Consider the following 21,822-nt stretch of genomic DNA (forward strand, 5'->3'; position numbering starts at 1 on the left):
ATGATCAAGCACCCCCTGCGCGCCGCCCTGCTGGCCGCCTCCAGCCTGCTCGCCTGCACGGCCCACGCGGCCGATGCCCCTGCGCCTGCCGCCGACGCGGCCCCGGCCGCAGCGGATCCGCAATCGACCACGGCCAACCAGGCCGGCCAGGCGAATGACGCGCAGTCGCTTACCTCGTCCGACATCATCGTGACCGGCAGCCGCGCCGCGCAAGTGGCGCCGATCACTGCCTCGCTCACCACCACACAGCCGCAGGCCGCGGTCAGCCGCGAATTCATCGACAACGCCAACGCCGCGTCAGATTTCAACCAGCTGATCGCGCTGACCCCCAGCGTGAGCATTTCGGGCAGCAACAACGGCACCGGCTTTACCGAAACCAAAGCGACGATCCGCGGCTTCCAGGATGGCGACTACAACGTCACCTATGACTCGATCCCGTTTGCCGACACCAACAACCCGACGCACCATTCCACCGCGTTCTTCCCCACCACCACGATCGAAACCGTCGTGGTCGATCGCGGCCCGGGCAATGCCAGCCAGCTGGGCCAGGCCACCTATGGCGGCAACATCAACATGTATTCGCGCGCGGTGAGCGACCAGATGGGCGGCCAGGTCCAGGGCCTGCTCGGCAACTGGAACACCTTCATCGGCCGCGCCGAATTCCAGAGCGGCGCGATCGACAAGTTGGGCGGCGCCAAGTTCGTGCTCGCCGGGCAGTTCCTGCGTTCGGACGGCGCGCTGACCAATTCGCCGGTCAATTCCAAGAACCTGTTCGCCAAGGCGGTGATCCCGATCGGCACAGCCAACACGCTGACGCTGCTCAGCACGTGGAACCGCAACTTCTATTACCAGTCTGACCTGCAGAAGGGCGCCACTTGCGGCACCGGCGGCACCGCGCTGGCGGCCGGCACGCAGCTGACGGCCACCAACTGCACGCCCACTTCGCAGATCGGGCAATATGGCCTCAACTATGGCCTGGGCAGCGATCCGACGAAGCAGGATTACTGGCAGTACAACCGTACCGACAAGACCACCGATTTCTCGTACATCCGCCTGCAGAGCAAGCTGGCGCCGGGCCTGTCGCTGGACAACCGCGCCTATATGTATGGCTATACCAACAACACTATGTCGGGGAACACCGGCTCGGTCCTGGCGTTGAGCGGCGCCGGCACGGTGGCTTCGCCCTACAAGACCACGACGGTGGCGGGCGATATTCCGGGGTACTACAAGCTCAACAAGTATCGCGTGCTGGGTTATATCGGCCAGGTCAATTATGATTTCGCGCTCGGCAAGATCCGCGTGGGCGGTTGGTACGAGCACGCCGATACCGACCGCGCGCGGTTTGACCTTGATCGCACCACCGGCATGCCGTCGTACAATGAAAAGTTCGCGCCGGTAACCGGCGTCGGCACGCTGCCCAGCGCGGCCTATGCCAACATCAACTACCTGCAATATTCCAAGTGGAACCAGTACCAGCTGTTTGCCGAGTTCGAATTTCACCCAATCGAGGCGCTGTCGATCACGCCGGGCGTCAAGTACGTGCACTTCAACCGTTCGATCAGCGGGCCGGTCAACCAGAAGAGCCGCAATCCGATCGACACGTCCGCGACCTGGACCAAGACGCTGCCGTTCGCCACGATCAACTGGCAGGCCAAGGACAACTGGTCGTTCTATGGCCAGTATGCCCAGGGCATGTACGTGCCTGACCTGTCGAGCTTCTATACGCCGTCGGGCACCTCGACCGACCAGGCCGTGCAGCAGCAGAACCTGGCCAAGCTGCAACCGCAGACCTCGACCAACTACCAAGTCGGCACGGTCTGGCACGGCAACCACGTCTCGGTTGACGTCGATGGCTATATCATCAACGTCAACAACAAGATCGCGGCCGATACCTCTACCGGGGCGCCGTCCAACGCGCTCGTCAATATCGGCCAGGTCCGCTACAAGGGCGTGGAAGGCCAGATCAGCTTCGTGCCCGTCACCGGCCTGACGCTGTTCGCCAACGGCTCGTACAACTATGCCCACTCGGTGACGAGCGGGGCGCAGATCGCCAGCGCGCCGTTCTCCACCGCCGCGCTGGGTGCGTTCTACAACCACAATGGCACGCGCGTTTCGTTCAGCCAGAAGTTCACCGGCCCGCAATATGCCACCGAGGCGACCGCCGGCGCGACTGGCCCGCGCAGCTATCGCATCGCGCCCTACAGCGTGGGTGAATTCGCCATCAGCCAGATGATCGCCAACCGCTTCCGCATCGGCGCCACGGTGTCGAACGTGTTCAACAACCGCGCGATCACCTCGATCGCCAACGGCAAGACCTATGGCGTGGACGACCAGTTCCAGTTCCTGGCGCCGCGCTCGTTCATGGTGGATGCGCGCATCACGTTCTGATCGGGCCAATGTTGCGCAATGGTCACTTTTCTTGAAGCGGCAGGGCGGTTACGCCGTGTTGCTTGGGAATGGCGATATTGCGTGAGGCTTCACACCACCCCCAACCCCCTCCTCTAAAGAGGAGGGGGAGAGCGGGTTCATTGCCCCCTCCTCTTTAGAGGAGGGGGGTTGGGGGTGGTGCTGGGCCATGCGCGACGTACGAAAAGCGAAAACAGTGAGGCGCAGACTATTCATCACCGCTGCCTTGCTCGCCGCCACAGCCGGTTGCGCGCCCGTGCCGCCCGCGCCGGTCAACCTGCCGGCCCGCAGCGCAGCGCGGGTTGCAACACAGCTTGAAGAGCCAAAGCTGCGCCAGATCGCCCAAGGCATTGCCCCTGCCGCGCCGCATATGGCTGACAGCCTTGACCGGCTCGACCTCTTCGCCGCGATCCTGGCGCAAGACCCGCGCGTAGCCGAAGCGCGCGCGGCGGTGCTTTCCGCCCAGCGCGATGCCCGCGCCGCGCACAAGGTGGCCGCTCCCACGTTCACGCTGTCGAGCGAATATGCCAACGATCCCAGCACATCTTCCCCGTGGCTGCTGGGCGGCGCGGTCAACCTGCCGCTCGATATCGGCGGGCGGCGATCGGCGCGCCTGGCCAAGGCCGACCTGGCCGTGCTGGTCGCGCGGCAGGATCTGGCCGAAATGGTCTGGTCGGAACGCGTGGCGCTGCAGCGCGGCTTGATCGATGCCATGGCCGGGGCCGAGCAGGTGCGGCTGGGCACCGGCATCCTGGCGCTGCGCGATCGGCAACTGGCCGTGCTGGAAGACCGGGCGCGGCGCGGGGAGATCGCCAGTCTTGACCTCTATCCCTATCGCGCGGCCCGGGCGGCGGCGCTGCGCACGCTCAACGATGCGCGCGCACGGGCCGCTGGCGGGCGCGCGGCCGTGGCCGGCGTGCTGGGCGTGCCAGTCAGTGCGCTTGATGGCAAGGCACTGCTGTGGAACGATTTCACCGCGCCCCAGGCCAACCTGCCGGCGCTGTCGGCGGCGGAGCGGGCACGGGCGATTGCCGCGCGCGCCGATGTGCTGCGCGCGCTCGCCAGCTATGACCAGGCCGAGGCAGACCTGCGCGCGCAAGTGGCGCAGCGCTATCCCGCGATCAGCCTGGGGCCGGGCTATACCTGGGAGCGTGGGCTGGTGAAGCTGCCGTTCGCGCTCAACCTTTCACTGCCCTCGTGGGACTTGAACCGCGCCGCCATCGCCGCAGCTGAAGCGCACCGTGCCCAGGCTGGCGCCACGATTGAGACCACGCTGGCCAATGCCCAGGCCGCGATCGAGGCGGCGCAGACCGAGCGGCTTGCGGCAGAGGCAGCACTGGCGCGGCTGCGGGGGGAAGAGCTGCCCGCCACCGCCCGCGCGGCCGACAAGGCCAACCTGCAGTTGAAGCTTGGCGCGATCGGCACGGCCGATTGGACCGCCGCGCAAATCGCCGCGCAGGAAGCGCAACTGGCCCAGGTCGATGCGCTGACTCGCGTGCGCGCCGCCAATCTTGCCCTGGAAGACGCGCTGCGGCGCCCGCTTGATGGACCCGAAACGATGATCGACCCCGCACTGGTGCAACCATGGCTCTAGGGCGCGGCGCCTTTTCCGCGCTGCTGCTGGGCAGCGGCATCGCCCTGGGGGCACTGGCGGGGTGGGGCTATGCCCATTTCGCGGCACCCGATGGCGATGATGCGCCCCACGCGGCGCCGGCCGCACCCGCCACCACGACGGGCGCACTCGTGGTGGACGATGCCACGCGCCGGCGCGCCGGAATCGTGACCGCAGCGCTTGCCACCACGACGCAGAGCCAGGGCGAAACCGGCTATGCCCGCGCGCTCGATCTGGGGCCGCTTGCCGCGATCGGGGCAGAAATCGACAGCGCGCGCGCGGCAGCCACCGCCTCTGCCAGGGAAGCCGCGCGTCTGGCCGCATTGGCGGGGGCCGATGCCGGCGCCGCGCAGCGCGAGGTGGAAAGCGCGCGCGCGCAGGCCCGCGCCGATGCCGCGCGCCTCAACCTGGCGTGCCAGCGGGTGACGTTTGAATTCGGTGCTGGCCTGTCGCACCTGGGCTGCGGCGCGGCCGAAGCATTGGCGCGGCAGGCCAGCCGGGGCGAGGTGGCGATCCTGCGCCTCGATTTCCCCGCCAGCGCGCCGCCTGCCGGGGCCATGGTGCAGATCGACCTCGCGCCAGGCAGCACCCAAGTGCGCGTGCTTGGCCCGGCCGCAGCGGGTGACACCCAGTTGCAAAGCGGCGGCGCGCTGGCGCTGCTGACCGGGCCGCAAGCGCCGCGCATCGGCGTGGGCCGCATCCTGGCGGCCACCACTGCCGCCAATGGGCCGGTGCGGCAGGGCGTGATCGTGCCGCGCAGCGCGATCATGCGCACCGATGCCGGCCTGTTCGTGTGGCGCGCCACTGCTGCCGACCGGTTTGAGCGCGTGGCACTGGAAGACGGCCGCGCCATGGCGCCAGGCTGGTTCGTGCCGATCGGGCGCCTGCACGGCGGCGATCAGGTGGTCATCGCCGGCGCCGGCACGCTGCTCGGGCTGGATCACGCCGCACCGCAGCCCTCGGCCGACGGCGGGGACGATTGATGCTCTCGGCGCTGGTCAGGCAATCGCTGCGCCATCCTTGGCTCGTGCTGCTGGGCGCGGTGGTGCTGCTGGCGCTGGGCGTGACTACGCTGCGCAGCGCGGCCTATGACGTGTTTCCGGAATTCGTGCCGCCCCAGGCCAGCGTGCAGACCGAGGCGCCGGGCCTTTCGCCGCAGCAGGTGGAAATGCTCGTCACCCGCCCGCTCGAGGCGGTGATCAACGGCGCCAATGGCGTGGAGACGGTGCGCTCGCAATCGATCCAGGGCCTGTCGGTAATCGACATCACCTTCCGCGAGGGCAACGATGCCTATCGCGCGCGCCAGCAGGTGTCGGAAGCCCTGGCCGATGCGATCCCACGCCTGCCGCCCGGCGTCGATACCCCGCGCCTGACGCCGCTGGTGTCGTCCACGATGGACCTGCTCAAGATCGGCCTGGTGTCCCAGCGCCTGTCGCCGATGCAACTGCGCGACCTGGCGGAATGGACGATCAAGCCGCGTCTGCTCGCCGTGCCCGGCGTAGCCCGCGCCAACGTGTTTGGCGGGGAACAACGCCGCATCGAGGTGCGCGCCGATCCGGCTCGCCTGCTGGCGCGCGGGATCACCTTTGCCGATCTGGGCCAGGCGGTGAGCGCGGCGGTCAATGTCAACGGCGGCGGCTTTGCCGATACGCCCAACCAGCGCATCCTGGTCGATCCCGGCCCCAGCGCCACCACCGGCGCGCAGATTGCCGCTGCCGTGTTGACCACTGGCCCGGGCGGGACCGTGCGCATCGGCGATGTCGCGCAAGTGGCGGACGCCGCTGCGCCGCCGGTGGGCGATGCGCTGATCATGGGCAAGCCTGGCGTGCTGATGACGCTGTCGAGCCAATATGGCGCCAACACGCTCGACACCACGCGCGCCCTGGAACGCGCGATCAACGATATTGCCCCGGCCTTGCGCGCCCAGGGCGTGACACTTTACCCGGCGCTGCATCGCCCGGCCAACTTCGTCGAAGTGGCGCTTTCGGGCATCACCGTCGATCTGGCGATCGGCGCGGTGATGGTCTTTGTGGTGCTGCTGGTATTCCTGCGCGATGTGCGCGTGGTGATGATCGCGTTCGTGTCGATCCCGCTGTCGCTGCTGGCTGCGCTGATCGTGCTCGATCGCACCGGGCAGACGATCAATACGATGACACTGGGAGGCCTCGCCGTGGCGCTGGGCGTGGTGATCGACGATGCCATCGTCGATATCGAGAATATCGTGCGCCGGCTGCGCGGGGTGACGGACGAGGCCGACCGCCGCGCGATCATCGCTGCCGCCTCGATCGAAGTGCGCGCGCCGGTGGTCCATGCCACGTTCGTGCTGGCACTGACCATGCTGCCGGTGATCCTGTTGACCGGCCTGCAGGGCGCATTCTTCGCGCCACTGGGCCTGGCGTTCCTGCTTGCCACGATGGCCTCGCTGGTGGTCGCGCTGACGGTTACGCCCGCGCTGGCGCTGATGCTGTTGCGCGGGCGCAACCCGGTGGCCGAACCGGCGCTGCTCGAACGGTTCAAGAACTGGCATGAAGGGCTGATGCGCCGGCTTTGCGCGCGGCCCGGCGTGGCCGCCGGGGCGATTGCGACGCTGGGCGCGCTTGCGCTCGTCGGAACGCTGTCGTTCGGCAGCGAGCTTTTGCCCACGTTTCGCGAGCGGCACTATGTCTTGCAGGTGAGCGGGCCGCCGGGCGCCTCGCTCGCCTGGATGCGCGGCACCGGGGAAGAGCTGTCGCGCCGCCTGCTCGCCATTCCCGAAGTCTTGAGTGTGGAAGAACAGATCGGCCGCGCCGAAGCCGGGGAGGATACCTGGCCGCCGAGCCAGGGCGAGTTCCATTTGCGCCTGAAATCGGTGGGCGGGCGCGGCGAAGACGCTGCCCTCGCTGAAATTCGCGCCGCCCTGGCCGCCACCCCGGCCTTGCAGGGCGAAGTGACGACATTCCTGGGTGACCGCATCAGCGAAAGCCTTTCAGGCGAAACCGCCGCCATCGCGATCAGCGTGCAGGGGGCCGATCTCGACACTCTGGATCGCACCGGGGCCACGATTGCCGCGGCGCTGCGCGGCGTGCCCGGCGCCACCGATGTGACGATGAAGGCTGCACCCGGCACGCCGATGCTGGGGGTTACGCTCGATCCGGCACGCATGGCGCTGCATGGCGTGACCGCGGCCGATGCTGGCGATGCCATTCGCGCCACCTTCGCCGGGCAGACGGTGGGCCAGGTCGTGCTGGCCGATCGCGCGATCGATGTTGCCGTCACGCTGCCGCCAGACTTGCGCCGCGATCCCGAGGCCTTGGGCGACACACTGGTGCGCGCCTCGGCCGGCGGGGCCAGCGGCGGCGCGGTGCGCCTCGCTGATATCGCCACGATCTCACCGGGGGAGGCGCGCGCGCTGATCGCCCATGAGGGCGGGCTGCGTCGGCAGATTGTCACGGCCAATGTCGTGCCCGGCCATGCCGTGGCCGATGTGGTCAAGGCCGCGCAAGGCCGCATCGCCCGCGATGTGGCCTTGCCGCCCGGCGTGTTCCTGTCCTGGGCGGGCACGGCCGAAGGTGCGGCTGCGGCGCAGCGCCAGTTGCTCGCGCATGTCGCGCTGGCCGGCGTGGCGATGGTGGCGCTGTTGATCCTGGCCTTTGGCGGGGTGCGGCCGGCCTTGCTGATCCTGGCGGGGATGCCGCCGGCAATGGCCGGTGGCGTGCTGGCCGTGGCGCTGACCGGGGGCGTGGTTTCGCTGGGCGCGCTGGTTGGCTTTATCGCGCTGTTCGGGATTTCGGCGCGCAATGCCATCCTGCTGGTCGCCCATGTCGATCAACTGGTGCTGGGCGAAGGGCGCCCATGGACGCTCGACACTCTGCTGGAAGCGACGCGCGAGCGGGTGACGCCGATCCTGCTCACCGCGCTGGTCACCGCCTTTGCCCTGCTGCCCGTGGCGATCGAGACCGGCCAATCCGGCCGCGAGATCCAGGGACCGATGGCCGTGGTGATCCTGGGCGGGCTGGCCACCTCGCTGCTGCTGACCCTGCTGCTTTTGCCCGCGCTGGTGTGGCGCTGGCGTTTCAGCGCAGGAACAACAGCGCCGACGGCTGACTGAACGCCACCGTCTGGACCTTTTCGCCGATCACCCCGGTCTGCGGATCGCGGCGGAACACGACAATGGCATCGCTGCCTTGGTTGCCCACCAGCACGAAGCGCCCGTCGGGCGAAAAGGTGAATTCGCGCGGCTGCACGCCATCGACCGCGTGGCGATCCACCTGGCGCAGGCTGCCATCGGCCGGGTCGATCGCAAAGCTGACCAGCACGTTGTCAGTGCCGCGATCGGTTACAGCCAGAAAGCGGCCATCGGGCGAGAGATGCAGCGCCGCCGCGCCTACCTTGCCGGCAAAGCCGGGCGGGGTGAGCGGGATCACCTTGCGCAGGGTAAGATGCCCATCGGCATGGTCGAGCACGGCCACCGCGCCGGCCATTTCCAGCGTGACATAGGCCTGCGGCCCACCGGGGGCAAAGACCATGTGACGCGGGCCCGAACCCGGCGGCAGGGCCAGGAATGGCTGCCCCGGCAGCGCGCTGAGCGGATGCTCGGGATGCGCCGCGTCATAGCGGTAGATCTGAATGCGATCGGCGCCCAGATCCTGGGCAAACACAAACTGGCCATCCGGCGACGAGACCACCGAGTGAACATGAGGCGAAGCCTGGCGATCGACGTCGACCATGCTGGCGCGGTGGGTCTTGATCTGCACCACTGGCGCCAGGCGGCCATCGGCCAGAACCGGGGCCACGGCCAGCGTGCCGCCCGGATCGGCCGAAACCGAATAGTTGGCAATGAACAGGAAACGGCCATCGCGGCTGAGGCTGGCGTAGGTGGGTTCTGCGCCCAATGACCCGATGCGGTTGAGGAACGCGAGGCGCCCGCTGCGCGGATCGACGCGATAGGCCGATGCCCGGCCCACCGGATCGGGCTGGCCGTCGCTGTTTTCGTTCACCGCATAGAGGTGGTGCTTGTCTGCCGAAAGCGTCAGCCACGACGGATTGCTCGCCGGCATGACCTGCTGCGGCCGCGCGGCGATATGGCCGGTGCGGGCATCGAAATCATAGACGGCAATGCCTTGGCCGCCCCCGCCGGTATAGCCACCGACCAGCAGTGGTTCGGCACCGGCCGCACCGGGAACGAGCAGCGCTGCAACCATCGCGGTCGCCAGGCTTTGCGCCAAGACCTTGAAACCCATATCCGCGCTGCCCTCTATTGAAACCAAACCGATCGCGGACTGGCCGCTACGCCGGCTGCCGTCAAGGGCGCAGCAGGTCAGGCGGCCAGTTTGGCCGCATCCATCAACTGGTTGGGGCCACCATGTTTGGCAGCATTAGAGCGCACGGTCGGCCGCAGCGCACCTCGCGAAGCGCCACGACTGACACTTTACCCAGGCGCTTGGGTAAAGTGTCACCACTGGCTAATCGACACGGGCCTGGCCGCACGTGCATCCAGGGGATTCACAAGGGCGGCGGTTTGTGCTTGAAATGTTCGCATGTTTCAGCCCGATCTCTTTGCCTCGGAGCCTGCCACGTCGCTGCCGCCCTCACAGGCCGGACGGCGGCCAAGGCGTGTGCTGGCGGGGAAGGGCGCGCCCGTGGCTGGGCCGGATGGCGGCGCCGCTGCGGCGCGGGTCCAGCCGCCGCATGACATCGATCTGCCGGCCGTACTGGAAAAGCTGGCCGAAGTATCCACCCGGCCGCGCTATACCTTCATGGTGCTGAATCTGATTGCCCGAGCCGCCGGCACGTCAGACAGCGCGGGGCCCTATGTGCGCGAAGGGGGCCAAGCCATTCCCGTGCGCGACTGGTTGAGCGATGCCTTGATCCCGATGGCACAGCGTGACGCCCGGCGGCGCGCGGTGGTGGAAGAGGTGCGCGCACAACTGGCGCGGAAAGGAAAATTGCCGGCCGATCCGGTGCAGGCCGAACAGGCGATCGCCACCGAATTGCGGGATCGGCTGCGCCATTCCGGGCGCACCAATGTCAGCCGCGCAGTGTCCGATCTGGTGCGCGCCGGGCTGATCCGGCGGCATTACCAGGGCTATTGCGTCGACCATGAAAACCGCGGGGCGCAGCGTGAAGCGGTTTATACTATTATACCAGCGGTCAAACGCGCGCTTGGCCACGCGGCCTGAACCACCGACACCTGCTGACGCGTGCTGCAGACAAAAAAATGGCCAGCCCGAAGGCTGGCCTTTGAAAGTTTGGGAGAGGATGCCTGAAAGGCCCGTTCCAAATGGGTGATTTCAGCATATCCCGCAAGTGCGAAACAGGCCACTACGGTTGCACGGCATGCAACTGACCGAAAGCTTCATTTAACATAACCTTTATTATGGAACTTACACCACAGTTTAGGTTGTGCGGTAATGGCGTGACGCAGCGATAAAATCCTTTACGGTCACAGGCTTGGCACGCCATAGCTGGCACCGCACACCCGCCGTCCGGCCACGTGGCCGCTGTCTGGCGATGATGGAGGCGAATGACCATGCCTGCAATGCCTCGCTTTCCTGCGCCGATGCGCCAGGCTCTCGCCACGCTGCTGCTCGCCGGTGCCGCGCTTGCGCCGCACACCGCCATGGCGCGCAAGCCGGCCAGCTTGCCGATGGCCACCTGCATCAACCTGGGCAACCACCTGGACATGGCCCATGGCGGGGAAATTCAGCACAATCGCCTCGGCCCGGCCGATTTCGCGCGGATCAAGGCAGCCGGGTTTGATACGGTGCGCCTGCCGGTCAACTGGTCGAGCCACAGCCTGGCAACGCCGCCCTATACCATTGATCCGGCGTGGTTCGCCCGGGTGGACCAGGTGGTGGATGGCGCCCTGCATGCCGGGCTCAAAGTCATTCTCAACAGCCACAATTTCGAGGCGATCAACACCGATCCGGTTGGCGCCCAACCGTGGTTTACTGCCGTCTGGAAGCAGATCGCCGATCACTATGCCAGCCGCCCGCGCCAGACGCTGTGGTTCGAGATCGAGAACGAACCCAAGGATGCGCTAGACAATGCCAATCTTGTCACCACGTTTGCGCCGGCGCTGGCGGCCATTCGCCGCCACAATCCCAATCGCCCGGTGATCATCGGCGGCGAGAAATGGAGCAATATCACCTCGCTCGCCACGCTGAACCTGCCCGATGATCCGCAGGTCTGGCCCACGTTCCACTATTACGAACCCTTTGCCTTCACCCACCAGGGCGCCACCTGGGTAGCACCCTCCCCGCCGCTGGGCCGGACGTATGGCACGCCGGCCGATCTGGCGCGGCTGCCCGTGGATGTGCAGCGGATCAAGGCCTATGTCGCGCGCACCGGCAAGATCCCGCTGATGGGCGAAACCGGTGCGTTCGAATCCATTCCCACAGACCAGCGCATCGCCTATTACCGCAGCGTTTTCAAAACGTTCCGCCCGTTGGGCGTGCCGATCTGCGTCTGGGCCTATACCAACACATTTCCGTTCTTCGATTCCCACAAGGGGCAGTGGATTCCCGGCCTGCGCGGCGCGATCGGTCTGCCGGAAACCAGCCCCAAGCGCTGACCGGGCCTGCTCCACATGGCGGAAACAGGCCCGGTACGCGGCAATCAGCCCTGCATCTGTTCGAGCGTCACGCCCTTGGTTTCGTTGACCATGGCGCGCACGAAGAAGAACGACACGGCCGCCGCCGCCGCATAGAACGAGTAGGTGACCGCCAGCCCCGGCGAGACGACCAGTGCCGGGAAGCTGACCGAAATCGCCGCATTGGCGATCCACTGGGCAAAGCCCGAGACGGCCAGGCCCGAACCGCGGATCTGGTTGGGGAACATTTCACCGAGCATGACCCACATGATCGGGCCCCAGCTCATGTTGAAGAACACGACATAGGCATTGGCGGCCAGCAGTGCGATCACGCCATTGTTGCCCGGCAGCGACACCGCGCCACCGGCGCCATGCACCGCCGTCGAAAACGCCCAGGCAACGATCCCCAGCGTCACCGCCATGCCGGCCGAGCCGGTGAGCAGCAGCGGCTTGCGCCCGATGCGATCGACCAACAGCAGCGTGGCGAGGCAGCCCGCGATGGACACCACCCCCGAAATGATGTTGGTTTGCAGCGCATAGCTTTCGGAAAAGCCCACGGCCTGCCACAGCGTGGCGCCATAATAGAACACCACGTTGATGCCGACCAGTTGCTGGAACACGGCGAGGCCGATGCCCGTCCATACGATCGGACGGATGCGCCCGGTGGCGCGGTCGATCAGGTCGGAAAGCTTGGGACGGTGGTGGTCTGCTGCCAGGCTCTGGCGGATTTCGGCAACGGTGCGGGTGGCACTGGCGGCACCGAGCAGGCGGGCGAGCACGGCATGCGCGCCAGCGTCATCGCCCTTGGCCACGAGATAGCGCGGGCTCTCCGGAATGCCCATGAGCGCGAGGAAATAGATCGCCGCCGGCAGCGCCTGCAGCCAGAACATCCAGCGCCACGCCGGCTGCCCGGCCCATAGGATCGCCGTGGATTCTCCCGCAACATGCGCCAGGATATAGTTGACGATAAAGGCGCCGGTCAGCCCGGTGATGATCATCACCTGCTGCACGCTCGACAGGCGCCCGCGCACGTTGGCCGGCACCACTTCGGAAATATAGACCGGCGAAATCACGCTGGCCGCGCCCACGCCCAGCCCACCGATCACCCGTGCGATGATGAAGATGAGCGAAGAGCCGGCAGCCCCGGCGAGGATCGCGCTGGCCAGAAACAGCACTGCCGCCAGCTTCATCACGCCGCGCCGGCCGATGTTGTCGGCCAGGCGCCCGGCCCCGAATGCGCCGATCGAAGAGCCGACGAGAATGGCGCCAACATTGACACCGATGCCCACCTTGCCCAGTTCGAACGCAGCCTCAAGGCCCTTTTGCGTGCCGTTGATCACCCCGGAATCATAGCCGAACATGAAGCCGCCGATCGTGGCGACCGCCACGATGGCGCCGATCAGGCGCATGTTGACCGCGCTTGGTGCCAAATCGTTCATCCTGTCCTCTCCCATATGTCTTTTTATACCCGCGCGAGATGGGCCGGTAAGCCGGCCACCCCGGGATCGAAGGCGAAGAGCGCACCCGCCAATGGCTGGGCCGCGCGCTCTGCCGTGCTCAGGCCTTTGGTTGCCGTGGTGGCATAGGCGGTGCGCAGATCCGGGCCACCGAACGCAACCTTGGTCACGTTGGCCACGGGAAATGGTACGACGCCGATCAATTTCCCCGCCGGGTCATAGCGGCGCACGGCCCAACCGGCGAAGAGGCCCACCCACAGGCAGCCTTGCGCGTCCACCACTGGTCCATCGGGATAGCCGGCGCCGTCCTCGATTTGCGCGAACAGGCGGGTGCCGGTCACGCGCCCATCGTGCACCGTGCTCGCCCAGATGCGCCGGCCCAGCGTATCGTGGTGGTAGAGCGTGTGCCCATCGGGCGAGAAGGCGGGCCCATTGGTGATCGAAACCGGCGGCAGCCCGCTATCAATGCAGCCATCTTGATTGAGGCGATAGATCCGCCCGCTTTTGTCGGTTTCTGCATCGTCCATCGAGCCCAGCCACACCGCGCCATCGGCCGCGACCGTGGCATCGTTGAGGCGGTTGCCCGGCAGATGCGCCTCGGGCGCGCAGAGCAGGGTAAAGGCGCCGCTTGCCGGATCGAAGCGGTGCACGCCGGTCTGCAAGCCGGCCAGCAGCGTGCCATCGGCGCAGGGCAACACCCAGCCCACTTGCGCGGGCGCCGGCCACGTGGCGGTTTCACCGCTTGCCGGGGCAAAGCGATGGATCGCCGGCGCCTTGATATCGACGAACCACAGCGCGCCTTCGTGCGCGGCCCATACCGGGCCTTCGCCCAGCGTGGCCGCCAGTGGCCACACCGCCTGCGGCGTCGCCCCGGCGATGACCGGGATATGGGCCGGAACGTGCGCTGCGCTCAGCGCCATCCGGCGTCGACCCAGTATTCGTGCCCGGTGATCAGGCGCGCATCGTCAGAGGCCAGGAACAGCGCCAGCGCCGCCACATCGGCCGGCATCAGCCGCCCATCAAGGCATTGCGAGGCCACGATCTCGGCCTCACCCTCGGGCGTATACCACTGTTCCTGGCGCGGAGTCTTGACGTTGCCGGGAATGATCGCGGTCACGCGGATGTTGTCGCGGCCCAGCTCGCGCGCCAGGCCACGGGTCAATCCCTCGATCGCTGCTTTCGCCGTCTGGTAGATCACCAGATCGGGCAGGCCCAGGTGCCAGCTGATCGACCCGAGGTTGATCACGGCACCGCCACCGGCGCGCTTCATCGCCGGCACGGCGGCCTGGGTCACGAAGAACTGGTGCTTGAGGTTCACCGCCATCCGCTCGTCCCAATAGGCGGGCGAAACCTCGTCCACGGCATGGCGATCATCGTTGGCGGCGTTGTTGATCACCACGTCGATCCCGCCCAACTGCGCCTCTACCTGCGCCATCATCGCGGCGATCGCATCGGCATCGCGCAAGTCGCAGGGCAGGAACAGCGGCGCGGGCGCGGCGCTGTTGCCCAGCCGCGCCGCCACGGCCTCGCCCTGCTCTTGGGCGATGTCGCAGAACGCGACATGAGCGCCCTGGGCCACGAAGGCTTCCACCAGGCCTTCCCCGATGCCGCTGCTGCCACCGCTGATAAACACGCGCTTGCCGGCGAGGCTCGGATAGATCGCGCGGTGGGATGCACCGTTGAGCGCGCCGTTGGCGCCGCTCATGCCGCGCGCCCCAGCAGGCCGCGCTGCGCCAGGTTGGCATAAAACGCGGTGATGCCCATGGTCCAGGGCGCGGCTTGCGGACAGGTGACCACGGTATTGACCAGCTTGCCCAGGCGCGGGGTGGCGATCGTCACCACGTCACCCACCTTGTGGGTAAAGCCACGGCCGGGATCGTCGCGATCCTGCACCGGGGCAAACAGCGTGCCCAGGAACAGGCAGAAACCATCGGGATAGTGATGTTCGCTCAAGGTCTGGCGCACCAGGTCGAGCGGATCGCGGCTGATCTGGTTCATGCTGGAATGGCCTTCCAGGCGATAGCCATCGGTGCCTTCGATCAGCAGGTCCACCTCGGCCTGGCGCACATCGTCGAGCGTGAAGCCATCATCGAACAGGCGGACCAGCGGCCCGAGCGAGCAAGAGGCGTTGTTGTCCTTGGCCTTGCCCAGCAAGAGTGCACTGCGCCCCTCGATATCGCGCAGGTTCACGTCATTGCCCAGCGTGGCGCCCACCACCGTGCCGGCAGCATTGACCAGCAGGACCACTTCGGGTTCGGGATTGTTCCAGGTCGAATCGCTGCGCACGCCGATTTCGGCCAGCGGGCCAACGGTCGCGAGAACCGGCGCCTTGGTAAATACCTCGGCATAAGGCCCGATCGCCACTTCCAGGTATTGCGACCACAGGCCATCCTCGATCAGCAGCGCCTTGAGCGCCTCGGCCTCGGCCGAGCCGGGCACGACCGAGCGGATCGAGCCACCAACGCGGTCTTCGATGCGGGCGCGGATTTCCTGCGCCTTGCCAGCATCGCCGCGCGCGCGCTCTTCGATCACGCGTTCCAGGGTGGAGGTGGCGAAAGTCACCCCGCAGGCTTTCACGCACTGCAGGTCGATCGGGCTGAGCAGCGGCAGCGCCAGCGAATCGAGCCGGCCGAGCGCGACCCCGGCGCTGGCGTCGAGCGGCAGCATGTCGACGAGCTGGGCAACGGTGGGCGCCACGCCGGCCATGTCATAGGCCACGCCCTGTTCCACCAGAATCGGGCTTGGCCCGGCCGCGGTTTCCACCCGCCCGAGGAATCGCCCGGATTCCCAGTCTGCCGGCAGCAGCGCTGCGATGGATGACACCCCGTCCATTTCCTTCTCCCCAACCCTCGGGCAATCGTTGACAAATTCTGATAGCGCTACCATCATGCAATGCGGCTCGCTGTCAAGTGGTTTTGAATTGGCACGGCAAAGAACACGGCCGGTCCGCCCTGGGCCAGAGCCGAACTTACCAACAGGGAGAAGACGATGCTTGGTGTTGTGTCCAACAGCCAAACGGAAATTCGGCCTCGCCGGCGCACGGCCAAGACCCTGATCGCGGCCCTGGCCAGCCTGATGGCGCCGATGGCGGCGCAGGCGCAAGACATGGCTTCGCCGGCCGCCGCCCCCCTTCCCCGCATAGAGCGCACGGCAAAGGGCGCCATGCTGATGGTCGATGGCGCGCCGTTCCTGATGCTGGGCGCCCAAGCCAACAATTCCAGCAACTATCCCGAGCCGCTCAAGAAAGTATGGCCCACGATCGATGCCATGGGCGCCAACACGCTGGAAATCCCGGTCGCCTGGGAGCAGATCGAGCCGCGCGAGGGGCAGTTCGACTTTTCCTGGGTCGATCATGTCGTGGGGGAGGCGCGCAAGCATGACAAGCGCCTGATCCTGCTGTGGTTTGCCACGTGGAAGAACACCGCGCCGGCCTATGCCCCGGAATGGGTCAAGCTCGATCCCAAGCGCTTTCCCCATATGCTCACGGCCAAGGGCGATGTGCACTACGCGATGAGCCCGCTGGGCAGCGAAACGCTCAAGGCCGATACCCGCGCTTTTACCGCGCTGATGCACCACATTGCCCAGATCGACCCGCAGAACACCGTCATCATGATGCAGGTGGAAAACGAGGTCGGCAGCTATGGCAACGTGCGCGACTTTTCGCCGATGGCGCAAAAGCTGTTTGCCGGCCCGGCGCCCCAGGCCCTGCTCAAGCACTATGGCAAGCCGGCCGGACAAACCTGGGCCCAGGCCTTTGGCAGCGATGCCGACGAATATTTCCAGGCGTGGTATGTCGCCAGCTATCTCAATACCGTGGCCAAGGCCGGCAAGGCGGAAAAGAACCTGCCGATGTACGCCAATGCCGCGCTCGCCTCGGCATTTGGCCGACAGAGCGCGACGACCTATTCCAGCGGCGGCCCGGTGCACCACGTGATCGATATCTACAAGGTGGCCGCGCCCGCGCTCGATCTGGTGGCGCCCGATATCTACAACCGCGACGAAAAGGCAGTGCGCGCCTATCTCGATCTCTATGGCCGGCCAGACAACCCGTTGATGGTCCCCGAAATCGGCAACGACGCGGAATATGCGCGCTTTTTCTGGGACGCGCTGGGCAAGGGCACGATCGGCTATTCCCCGTTCGGGATGGACCAGACCGGCTATTACAACTTTCCGCTGGGCGCCAAGGGGATCGACGACACGATCAACGGCTTTGCCCGGATCTATCACCTGTTTGCCCCGATGCAGGCGGTCTGGGCCAAGGCGGCGGCGCAAGGACAGGTGCACGCGGCCAGCGAACCGGCCGATCCGGCGGCGGGCCACAAGCGCGAACTGCTGATTGGCCGCTACAAGGCGACGCTGGGCTTTGGCCAGGATGCGTTCGGCTTCGATCCGCCGCGCGGCAATCCGCATCCCACCGGCGGCGCGGCCATTGCCCAGCTTGGCCCGGATGAATTCCTCATCACTGGGTTCGACACGCGGGTCACGCTCAATCTCGCCACGCCCGCGCCCGGCGAAACGCTCACTCTGCTGCGGGCCGAGGAAGGGCATTACGCCCCGGACGGCAAGGGCGGGCAGATCTGGGTGTTCGATCGGGTGTGGAACGGTGATCAGATCGACTATGGCTTCAACTTCACCAGCATCGGCCAGGTGCTCAAGGTCCGCTATGCGCGGATGAAAGGCACCGGCGTGATCGCAGCCGGCGCCGAGCATTGAGGCAGGCGGCCGGCCACAGACGTTGATGCGTCAGATCAGGCCGGCCCCGTCCAACTGCACCACGGGCACCATGCCGCCTTCCGGGCGGGGCGGCAGGGTCAGGACCAGGCCATCGGCATCCTGCCGGAACGGCACCGGCCCGCCGCCGAGCAGGCGCGCAGAGGCGACCTGGCCGGCCTGCTGCCCCAGTGATGCGATCCGCACCGGCGCGCCGGGCCATTCCAGCATGGCGGCAAACAGCGCGCCGCCCTTGGTGGTAAAGCGGATGTCCTGCGCGGTGAATGGGCCAGACTTACCCTCGGCCATGATGCCGGTGTCCAGCTTGGTTGGCCCCTCGCCATAGCGCCGCCACGGGCGGCTGCCATGGATCATGGCATCGCCGTGCACCGCCATCCAGGCGGTGATGCCGTCCAGGATCTTGCTCTCTTCGGCATCATAAGTGCCATCGCCGCGTAGCGGGATGGACAGCAGCAGGTTGCCATTCTTGGATACCACGTCGACCAGGCGCTGGATCACCTGATGGGCCGGCACATAGGATTTCTGCGCGAACCGGTCGCGATTGTAATGCCAATCGCCGATGCAGGTGCAGGTCTGCCACGGGCGCGGGCGGATATCGGCGGCAAAGCCACGCTCCACGTCTTCCACCACGGCGCGCTGCTGGTCATCGCTCAGCCGCTTGGCCGTCAGCACCACGTCGGGGCTGCCGTGCCAGGCAGTGGCCTGGTTGTAGAAATGCGCGGCGGCTTCCAGGCCATAGTGGTCGAACGGCAGGCCGTAATCGTCAAAATAGACCATGTCGGGGCGGTAGCGCTCCACCAGGTTCTTTTGCCGCGCCAGCCAGCGCGCGGCGAAGGCCGGGTTGCGCGGCGGCACGGTTTCCAGCCACTGCCCGTCGTTGGCCTGGTGCCACTTGTCCATCGCGGCATCGCTGGTGATGCCATCGGGCGGGGCCATGTTCGGGCCGGTGTAAAGCGCCTGCGGATCGAGACCCTGCCACCAGGTGCCCTGCCCGTCCTCGCGGCGCAGGTGCCAAGCGTCATAGCGCTGCCCGGCATGGGGCCCTTGCGCATCATAGCCATAGGCGGTCTGCCACCAGTGCCAGGCGTGGCTGGCATGGTTCGACACGCCGAACTTGAGGCCCGCCCCGCGTGCCGCCTTTTCCCAGCCGGCAATCAGATCGCGCTTTGGCCCGACGCGGGTGCTGTTCCAGCCATGATGATCGCTGGTGAACAGGTCCAGATTGTCATGGTGGCAGGCCATCGCCATGAAATAGCGCGCACCCGCCGCCTTGTAGCGTTGCACGAGGAAATCGGGATCCCAATGCTCACCGTGCCAATCGCCGATCACGTCGATGAAGCCGTGCGCCGTGGGATGGCCGTAGGTGGCAACCTGATGCTGGTAAGCCGGGGTGCCGGGGATGTACATCGAGCGGCCATACCAGTCGCCACGCTCGGGCTGGCACTGCGGCCCCCAATGCGCCCAGATGCCAAAGCGCGCCTCCCTGAACCACGCCGGCACCTGATAGCCGGCGGCCAGAGACTGCCAGTCGGGCGCCAGGGTGCCCGACCGGGCGCGATGGCCGCCCGCAGCGACGCGCGCCTGGCCCGCGCCACCCACGGCGAGCGCCGCCAGCCCGCCACCCAGCACGCCGCGCCGGCTGGCGCCGAGCCATCCCCCGGCCATCAGCGCACCACCTCGACCGACGGACGCGCCGCACTACCCTTCATGCCGGCGGGCCATTCCACCTGGCCGCTGGCATCGTTCCAGCGCACCACGGTCTTGCCGGTCTGGCTGGTCTTGTAGGCATTGGTCTGGCCATCATCGTCATAGAGCGTGGCCTCGCCATTGGCGCCGGCAAAGGCGCGCAGCTTGGCAATGCCCTGCTTTTCCGCGGTGGAAAGGATCGGCGTGCCCAGCGGCACCACGCTGCCCGCGCGCACGAACAGCGGGATATGGGCGATCGGGGCATCGGCCTCGATCGTCTGCCCGCCGGCAAACTTGCGCCCGGTCCACCAGTCATACCAGTCGGTGCCCTTGGGCAGATAGACCGGGCGGTGCGTCTGCCCCTGGCGCGTGACCGGCGCCACCAGGAACGCCGGGCCGAACATATATTGGTCCTTCACCGTCAAGGCCTGGGCATCGCCGGGGAAGTCCATGAACAGCCCCCGCATGATCGGCGCGCCGGTGTCATAGGCATGGCGCGCGGCGGCATAGGTATAGGGCAGCAGCGCATAGCGCAGGCGCAGCGTGTCAGCCAGGATCGCCTCTGCCGCCGGGCCATATTGCCACAGCGCCGTGCCCGGCCGCTGGCCATGGATGCGCAGCGTGGGGGTAAAGGTGTTGTACTGGAACCACCGCACGAACAGTTCGGGGTAGTCCTTGTAATCGGGCGCCATCGCCGTGGCGCCAGCCGGATCGACCAGCGGCGCCGTCGTCGCCTCGCCCGCGCCGCCGGGATACTGCCAGCCACCAGTGTCGCTGCTCCAATAGGTCATGCCCGACGCGGCGGCGTTGATCCCGGTAGGGATCTGGCGCTGCAGCGCTTCCCACGTGGCGTCCACGTCGCTCGACCAGAACAGGCAGCCATTGCGCTGCGCGCCGAGATAGGCCGCGCGACACAGGATCATGTTGCGCTTGTTGGGCCGGTCCTGCGCCGAGCCATCGGCCACACTTTGCGTGTGCAACAGCGGGAACAGGTTGTGATAGCGATCGCCCGAACCGATCGAATAGAAATAGCCGTCCGGCACCAGATCGGGCTCGGTCTCGTCCAGCCAGGTCCAGTCAAAACCCTGGCTCAGGATATTGTCGCGGATCTGGCTCCAGAACCACTTGCGCGCGGCCGGCACGGTGGGATCGATCAGCGCGCCCGCCCGGTCAGAGCGGATCGGCAGGCCATCGACCGGCTTGCCATCCTTGTCGTGCAGCAGCCAGCCCTTGGCGGCGAGCGTATCGAAGTTCTTGGAAACCTTTTCGAAACGCGGCCACACGCTGATCAAAGAGCGCATGCCCATGGCGTTGAGCTGGGCATTCATGCCCTTGGGATCGGGAAAGGCGCTGCGATCGATGTCGAGGTTGCCCAGCGCCGTCCAATAGAACCAGTCGAGCACCATGATATCGAGCGGCAGGTTGCGCGCGCGATAGCCCTTGGCAATGTCGAGCAGCTCGGCCTGCGTTTCATAGCGCGCCTTGGACTGGATCAGGCCCAGCGCGGCCTTGGGCGGCAGCGGCGTGGTGCCAGTCAGGCGGGCATAGCCGGCATAGATCTCGTCGGTGGTCTTGCCGGTGATCAGGAAAAAGCTGACGCGCTCGCCCACGTTCGATTGCCAGTGCGTCTTGCCGTTGACCCCGGCCGAAACCGTGGTGGCGGAAGGGTTGTCCCAGACGATGCCATAGCCCTTGCTCGTGACCATGAACGGCACGCACACGCTTTCGCCCTCGGGCGCGTCATAGTTGTGACGGCAATCGATAGTGCGCCCGCGCAGATCGGCAAAGCCCTGCTGGTTCTGGCCCAAGCCCCAGAAATGCTCATCAGCCGTGGTGGAAAAGCTCGCGCCCACGCGGAAGGTGTGCTCGCCCGAAACATCGTGCGGGCTCATTTCCCAGCTGTTCATGCGCGTGAGGGTGGCGCCGCCGGGCTTGGCAAATCCGATCGAGACGCTGGGTAGCGACGGCGCGAAATAGCGCGCCATCATCGTCGGCGCGCTGGGCCAGGGCTGCGCATCGACGCGCACTTCCAGATCGCCGGAACGGAACACGTCAGCCCCGTTGTCGCTGGCATGGGTCCAGCCAGCGGCATCGGGCGTGGCATTGGGCCCTTCGCCAGTCGCGCTGCGCGCCACGTCGGGATCAGTGGCGATGGTGACGCGCACGATATTGGGGGCATAGGGTTCGATGCTCACCGCCGCGCCGTTGCGATCGAGCACCGCCAGCGGCGCGGCCAGGGCCGGCACCGCGCAACCGGCCTGCAACAGCAGCGCGAGGGTGAAAATACGTGCCTTGGCCTTCATGCGATTGGTCCCTTCCCGTCTCGTTAATTCTGTCGCAGCCAAACCGTGGTTCAACCC

The 21,822-nt window shown here is 66.8% G+C and carries 14 protein-coding genes; 7 read left to right on the forward strand and 7 right to left on the reverse strand.

Annotated features, from left to right (window positions below; all coding sequences use genetic code 11):
- The 4 genes from C8K14_RS01635 to C8K14_RS01650 all read left to right on the forward strand — a co-directional run bounded on the left by C8K14_RS01635 (nt 1) and on the right by C8K14_RS01650 (nt 8,105).
- On the forward strand, nt 1-2,388 hold the full coding sequence (locus tag C8K14_RS01635) for a TonB-dependent receptor (protein WP_107715419.1): 2,388 nt from the start codon (nt 1-3) through the stop codon (nt 2,386-2,388).
- Nucleotides 2,389-2,602: 214 nt separating this feature from the next.
- Nucleotides 2,603-4,000: a TolC family protein gene (locus C8K14_RS01640; RefSeq protein WP_233250846.1), complete on the forward strand. Its 1,398-nt coding sequence runs from the start codon at nt 2,603-2,605 to the stop codon at nt 3,998-4,000.
- Nucleotides 3,991-5,001 carry a hypothetical protein gene (locus C8K14_RS01645; protein WP_107715421.1) on the forward strand — a complete coding sequence of 337 codons (1,011 nt, stop codon included), beginning with the start codon at nt 3,991-3,993 and terminating at the stop codon, nt 4,999-5,001. The genes C8K14_RS01640 and C8K14_RS01645 overlap by 10 nt, the downstream gene beginning before the upstream one ends.
- On the forward strand, nt 5,001-8,105 hold the full coding sequence (locus C8K14_RS01650) for an efflux RND transporter permease subunit (RefSeq protein WP_107715422.1): 3,105 nt from the start codon (nt 5,001-5,003) through the stop codon (nt 8,103-8,105). The genes C8K14_RS01645 and C8K14_RS01650 overlap by 1 nt, the downstream gene beginning before the upstream one ends.
- On the opposite strand, the gene C8K14_RS01655 is transcribed toward C8K14_RS01650, so the two are convergent.
- Nucleotides 8,071-9,237 (reverse strand): lactonase family protein, encoded by a 1,167-nt coding sequence (locus C8K14_RS01655; RefSeq protein WP_199223635.1) that lies wholly within the window; start codon nt 9,235-9,237, stop codon nt 8,071-8,073. The genes C8K14_RS01650 and C8K14_RS01655 overlap by 35 nt on opposite strands.
- Nucleotides 9,238-9,534: 297 nt before the next feature.
- Between C8K14_RS01655 and C8K14_RS01660 the strand changes: the two genes are divergently transcribed.
- A complete protein-coding gene (locus C8K14_RS01660; protein WP_369974025.1) occupies nt 9,535-10,176 on the forward strand; it encodes a hypothetical protein in 642 nt (213 codons plus the stop codon).
- Between the two features lie 350 nt (nt 10,177-10,526).
- Nucleotides 10,527-11,570, forward strand: coding sequence for a glycoside hydrolase family 5 protein (locus C8K14_RS01665; RefSeq protein ID WP_233252664.1), 1,044 nt, complete (start codon nt 10,527-10,529; stop codon nt 11,568-11,570).
- Nucleotides 11,571-11,614: 44 nt separating this feature from the next.
- Here the strand turns inward: C8K14_RS01665 and C8K14_RS01670 are convergent, their stop codons facing one another.
- From C8K14_RS01670 to C8K14_RS01685, 4 genes are read right to left on the reverse strand one after another with little or no spacing between them, the layout of a single operon-like run.
- On the reverse strand, nt 11,615-13,027 hold the full coding sequence (locus C8K14_RS01670) for a sugar porter family MFS transporter (RefSeq protein WP_107715423.1): 1,413 nt from the start codon (nt 13,025-13,027) through the stop codon (nt 11,615-11,617).
- 23 nt (nt 13,028-13,050) lie between these two features.
- Entirely contained in the window at nt 13,051-13,965 is a 915-nt protein-coding gene (locus C8K14_RS01675; protein WP_199223637.1) for an SMP-30/gluconolactonase/LRE family protein, read from the reverse strand.
- On the reverse strand, nt 13,956-14,750 hold the full coding sequence (locus C8K14_RS01680; protein WP_022674698.1) for an SDR family NAD(P)-dependent oxidoreductase: 795 nt from the start codon (nt 14,748-14,750) through the stop codon (nt 13,956-13,958). Before C8K14_RS01680 ends, C8K14_RS01675 begins: the two co-directional genes overlap by 10 nt.
- A complete protein-coding gene (locus C8K14_RS01685) occupies nt 14,747-15,877 on the reverse strand; it encodes a fumarylacetoacetate hydrolase family protein (protein WP_022674699.1) in 1,131 nt (376 codons plus the stop codon). Before C8K14_RS01685 ends, C8K14_RS01680 begins: the two co-directional genes overlap by 4 nt.
- Before the next feature lie 156 nt (nt 15,878-16,033).
- Here C8K14_RS01685 and C8K14_RS01690 point away from each other — a divergent pair, with 156 nt between their 5' ends.
- Nucleotides 16,034-17,758, forward strand: a complete 1,725-nt coding sequence (locus C8K14_RS01690; RefSeq protein ID WP_107715424.1) for a DUF5597 domain-containing protein — start codon at nt 16,034-16,036, stop codon at nt 17,756-17,758.
- Between the two features lie 30 nt (nt 17,759-17,788).
- On the opposite strand, the gene C8K14_RS01695 is transcribed toward C8K14_RS01690, so the two are convergent.
- Both C8K14_RS01695 and C8K14_RS01700 read right to left on the reverse strand, forming a co-directional pair.
- The gene (locus tag C8K14_RS01695; protein WP_107715425.1) at nt 17,789-19,441 is read right to left on the reverse strand and encodes an alpha-L-fucosidase; all 1,653 of its coding nucleotides are present in this window, start codon (nt 19,439-19,441) and stop codon (nt 17,789-17,791) included.
- Nucleotides 19,441-21,765, reverse strand: coding sequence for a TIM-barrel domain-containing protein (locus C8K14_RS01700; protein WP_107715426.1), 2,325 nt, complete (start codon nt 21,763-21,765; stop codon nt 19,441-19,443). Before C8K14_RS01700 ends, C8K14_RS01695 begins: the two co-directional genes overlap by 1 nt.
- Nucleotides 21,766-21,822: the final 57 nt, after the last annotated feature.

The organism is Novosphingobium sp. GV079 (genome assembly GCF_003058045.1).
Classification (GTDB): Bacteria; Pseudomonadota; Alphaproteobacteria; order Sphingomonadales; family Sphingomonadaceae; genus Novosphingobium; species Novosphingobium capsulatum.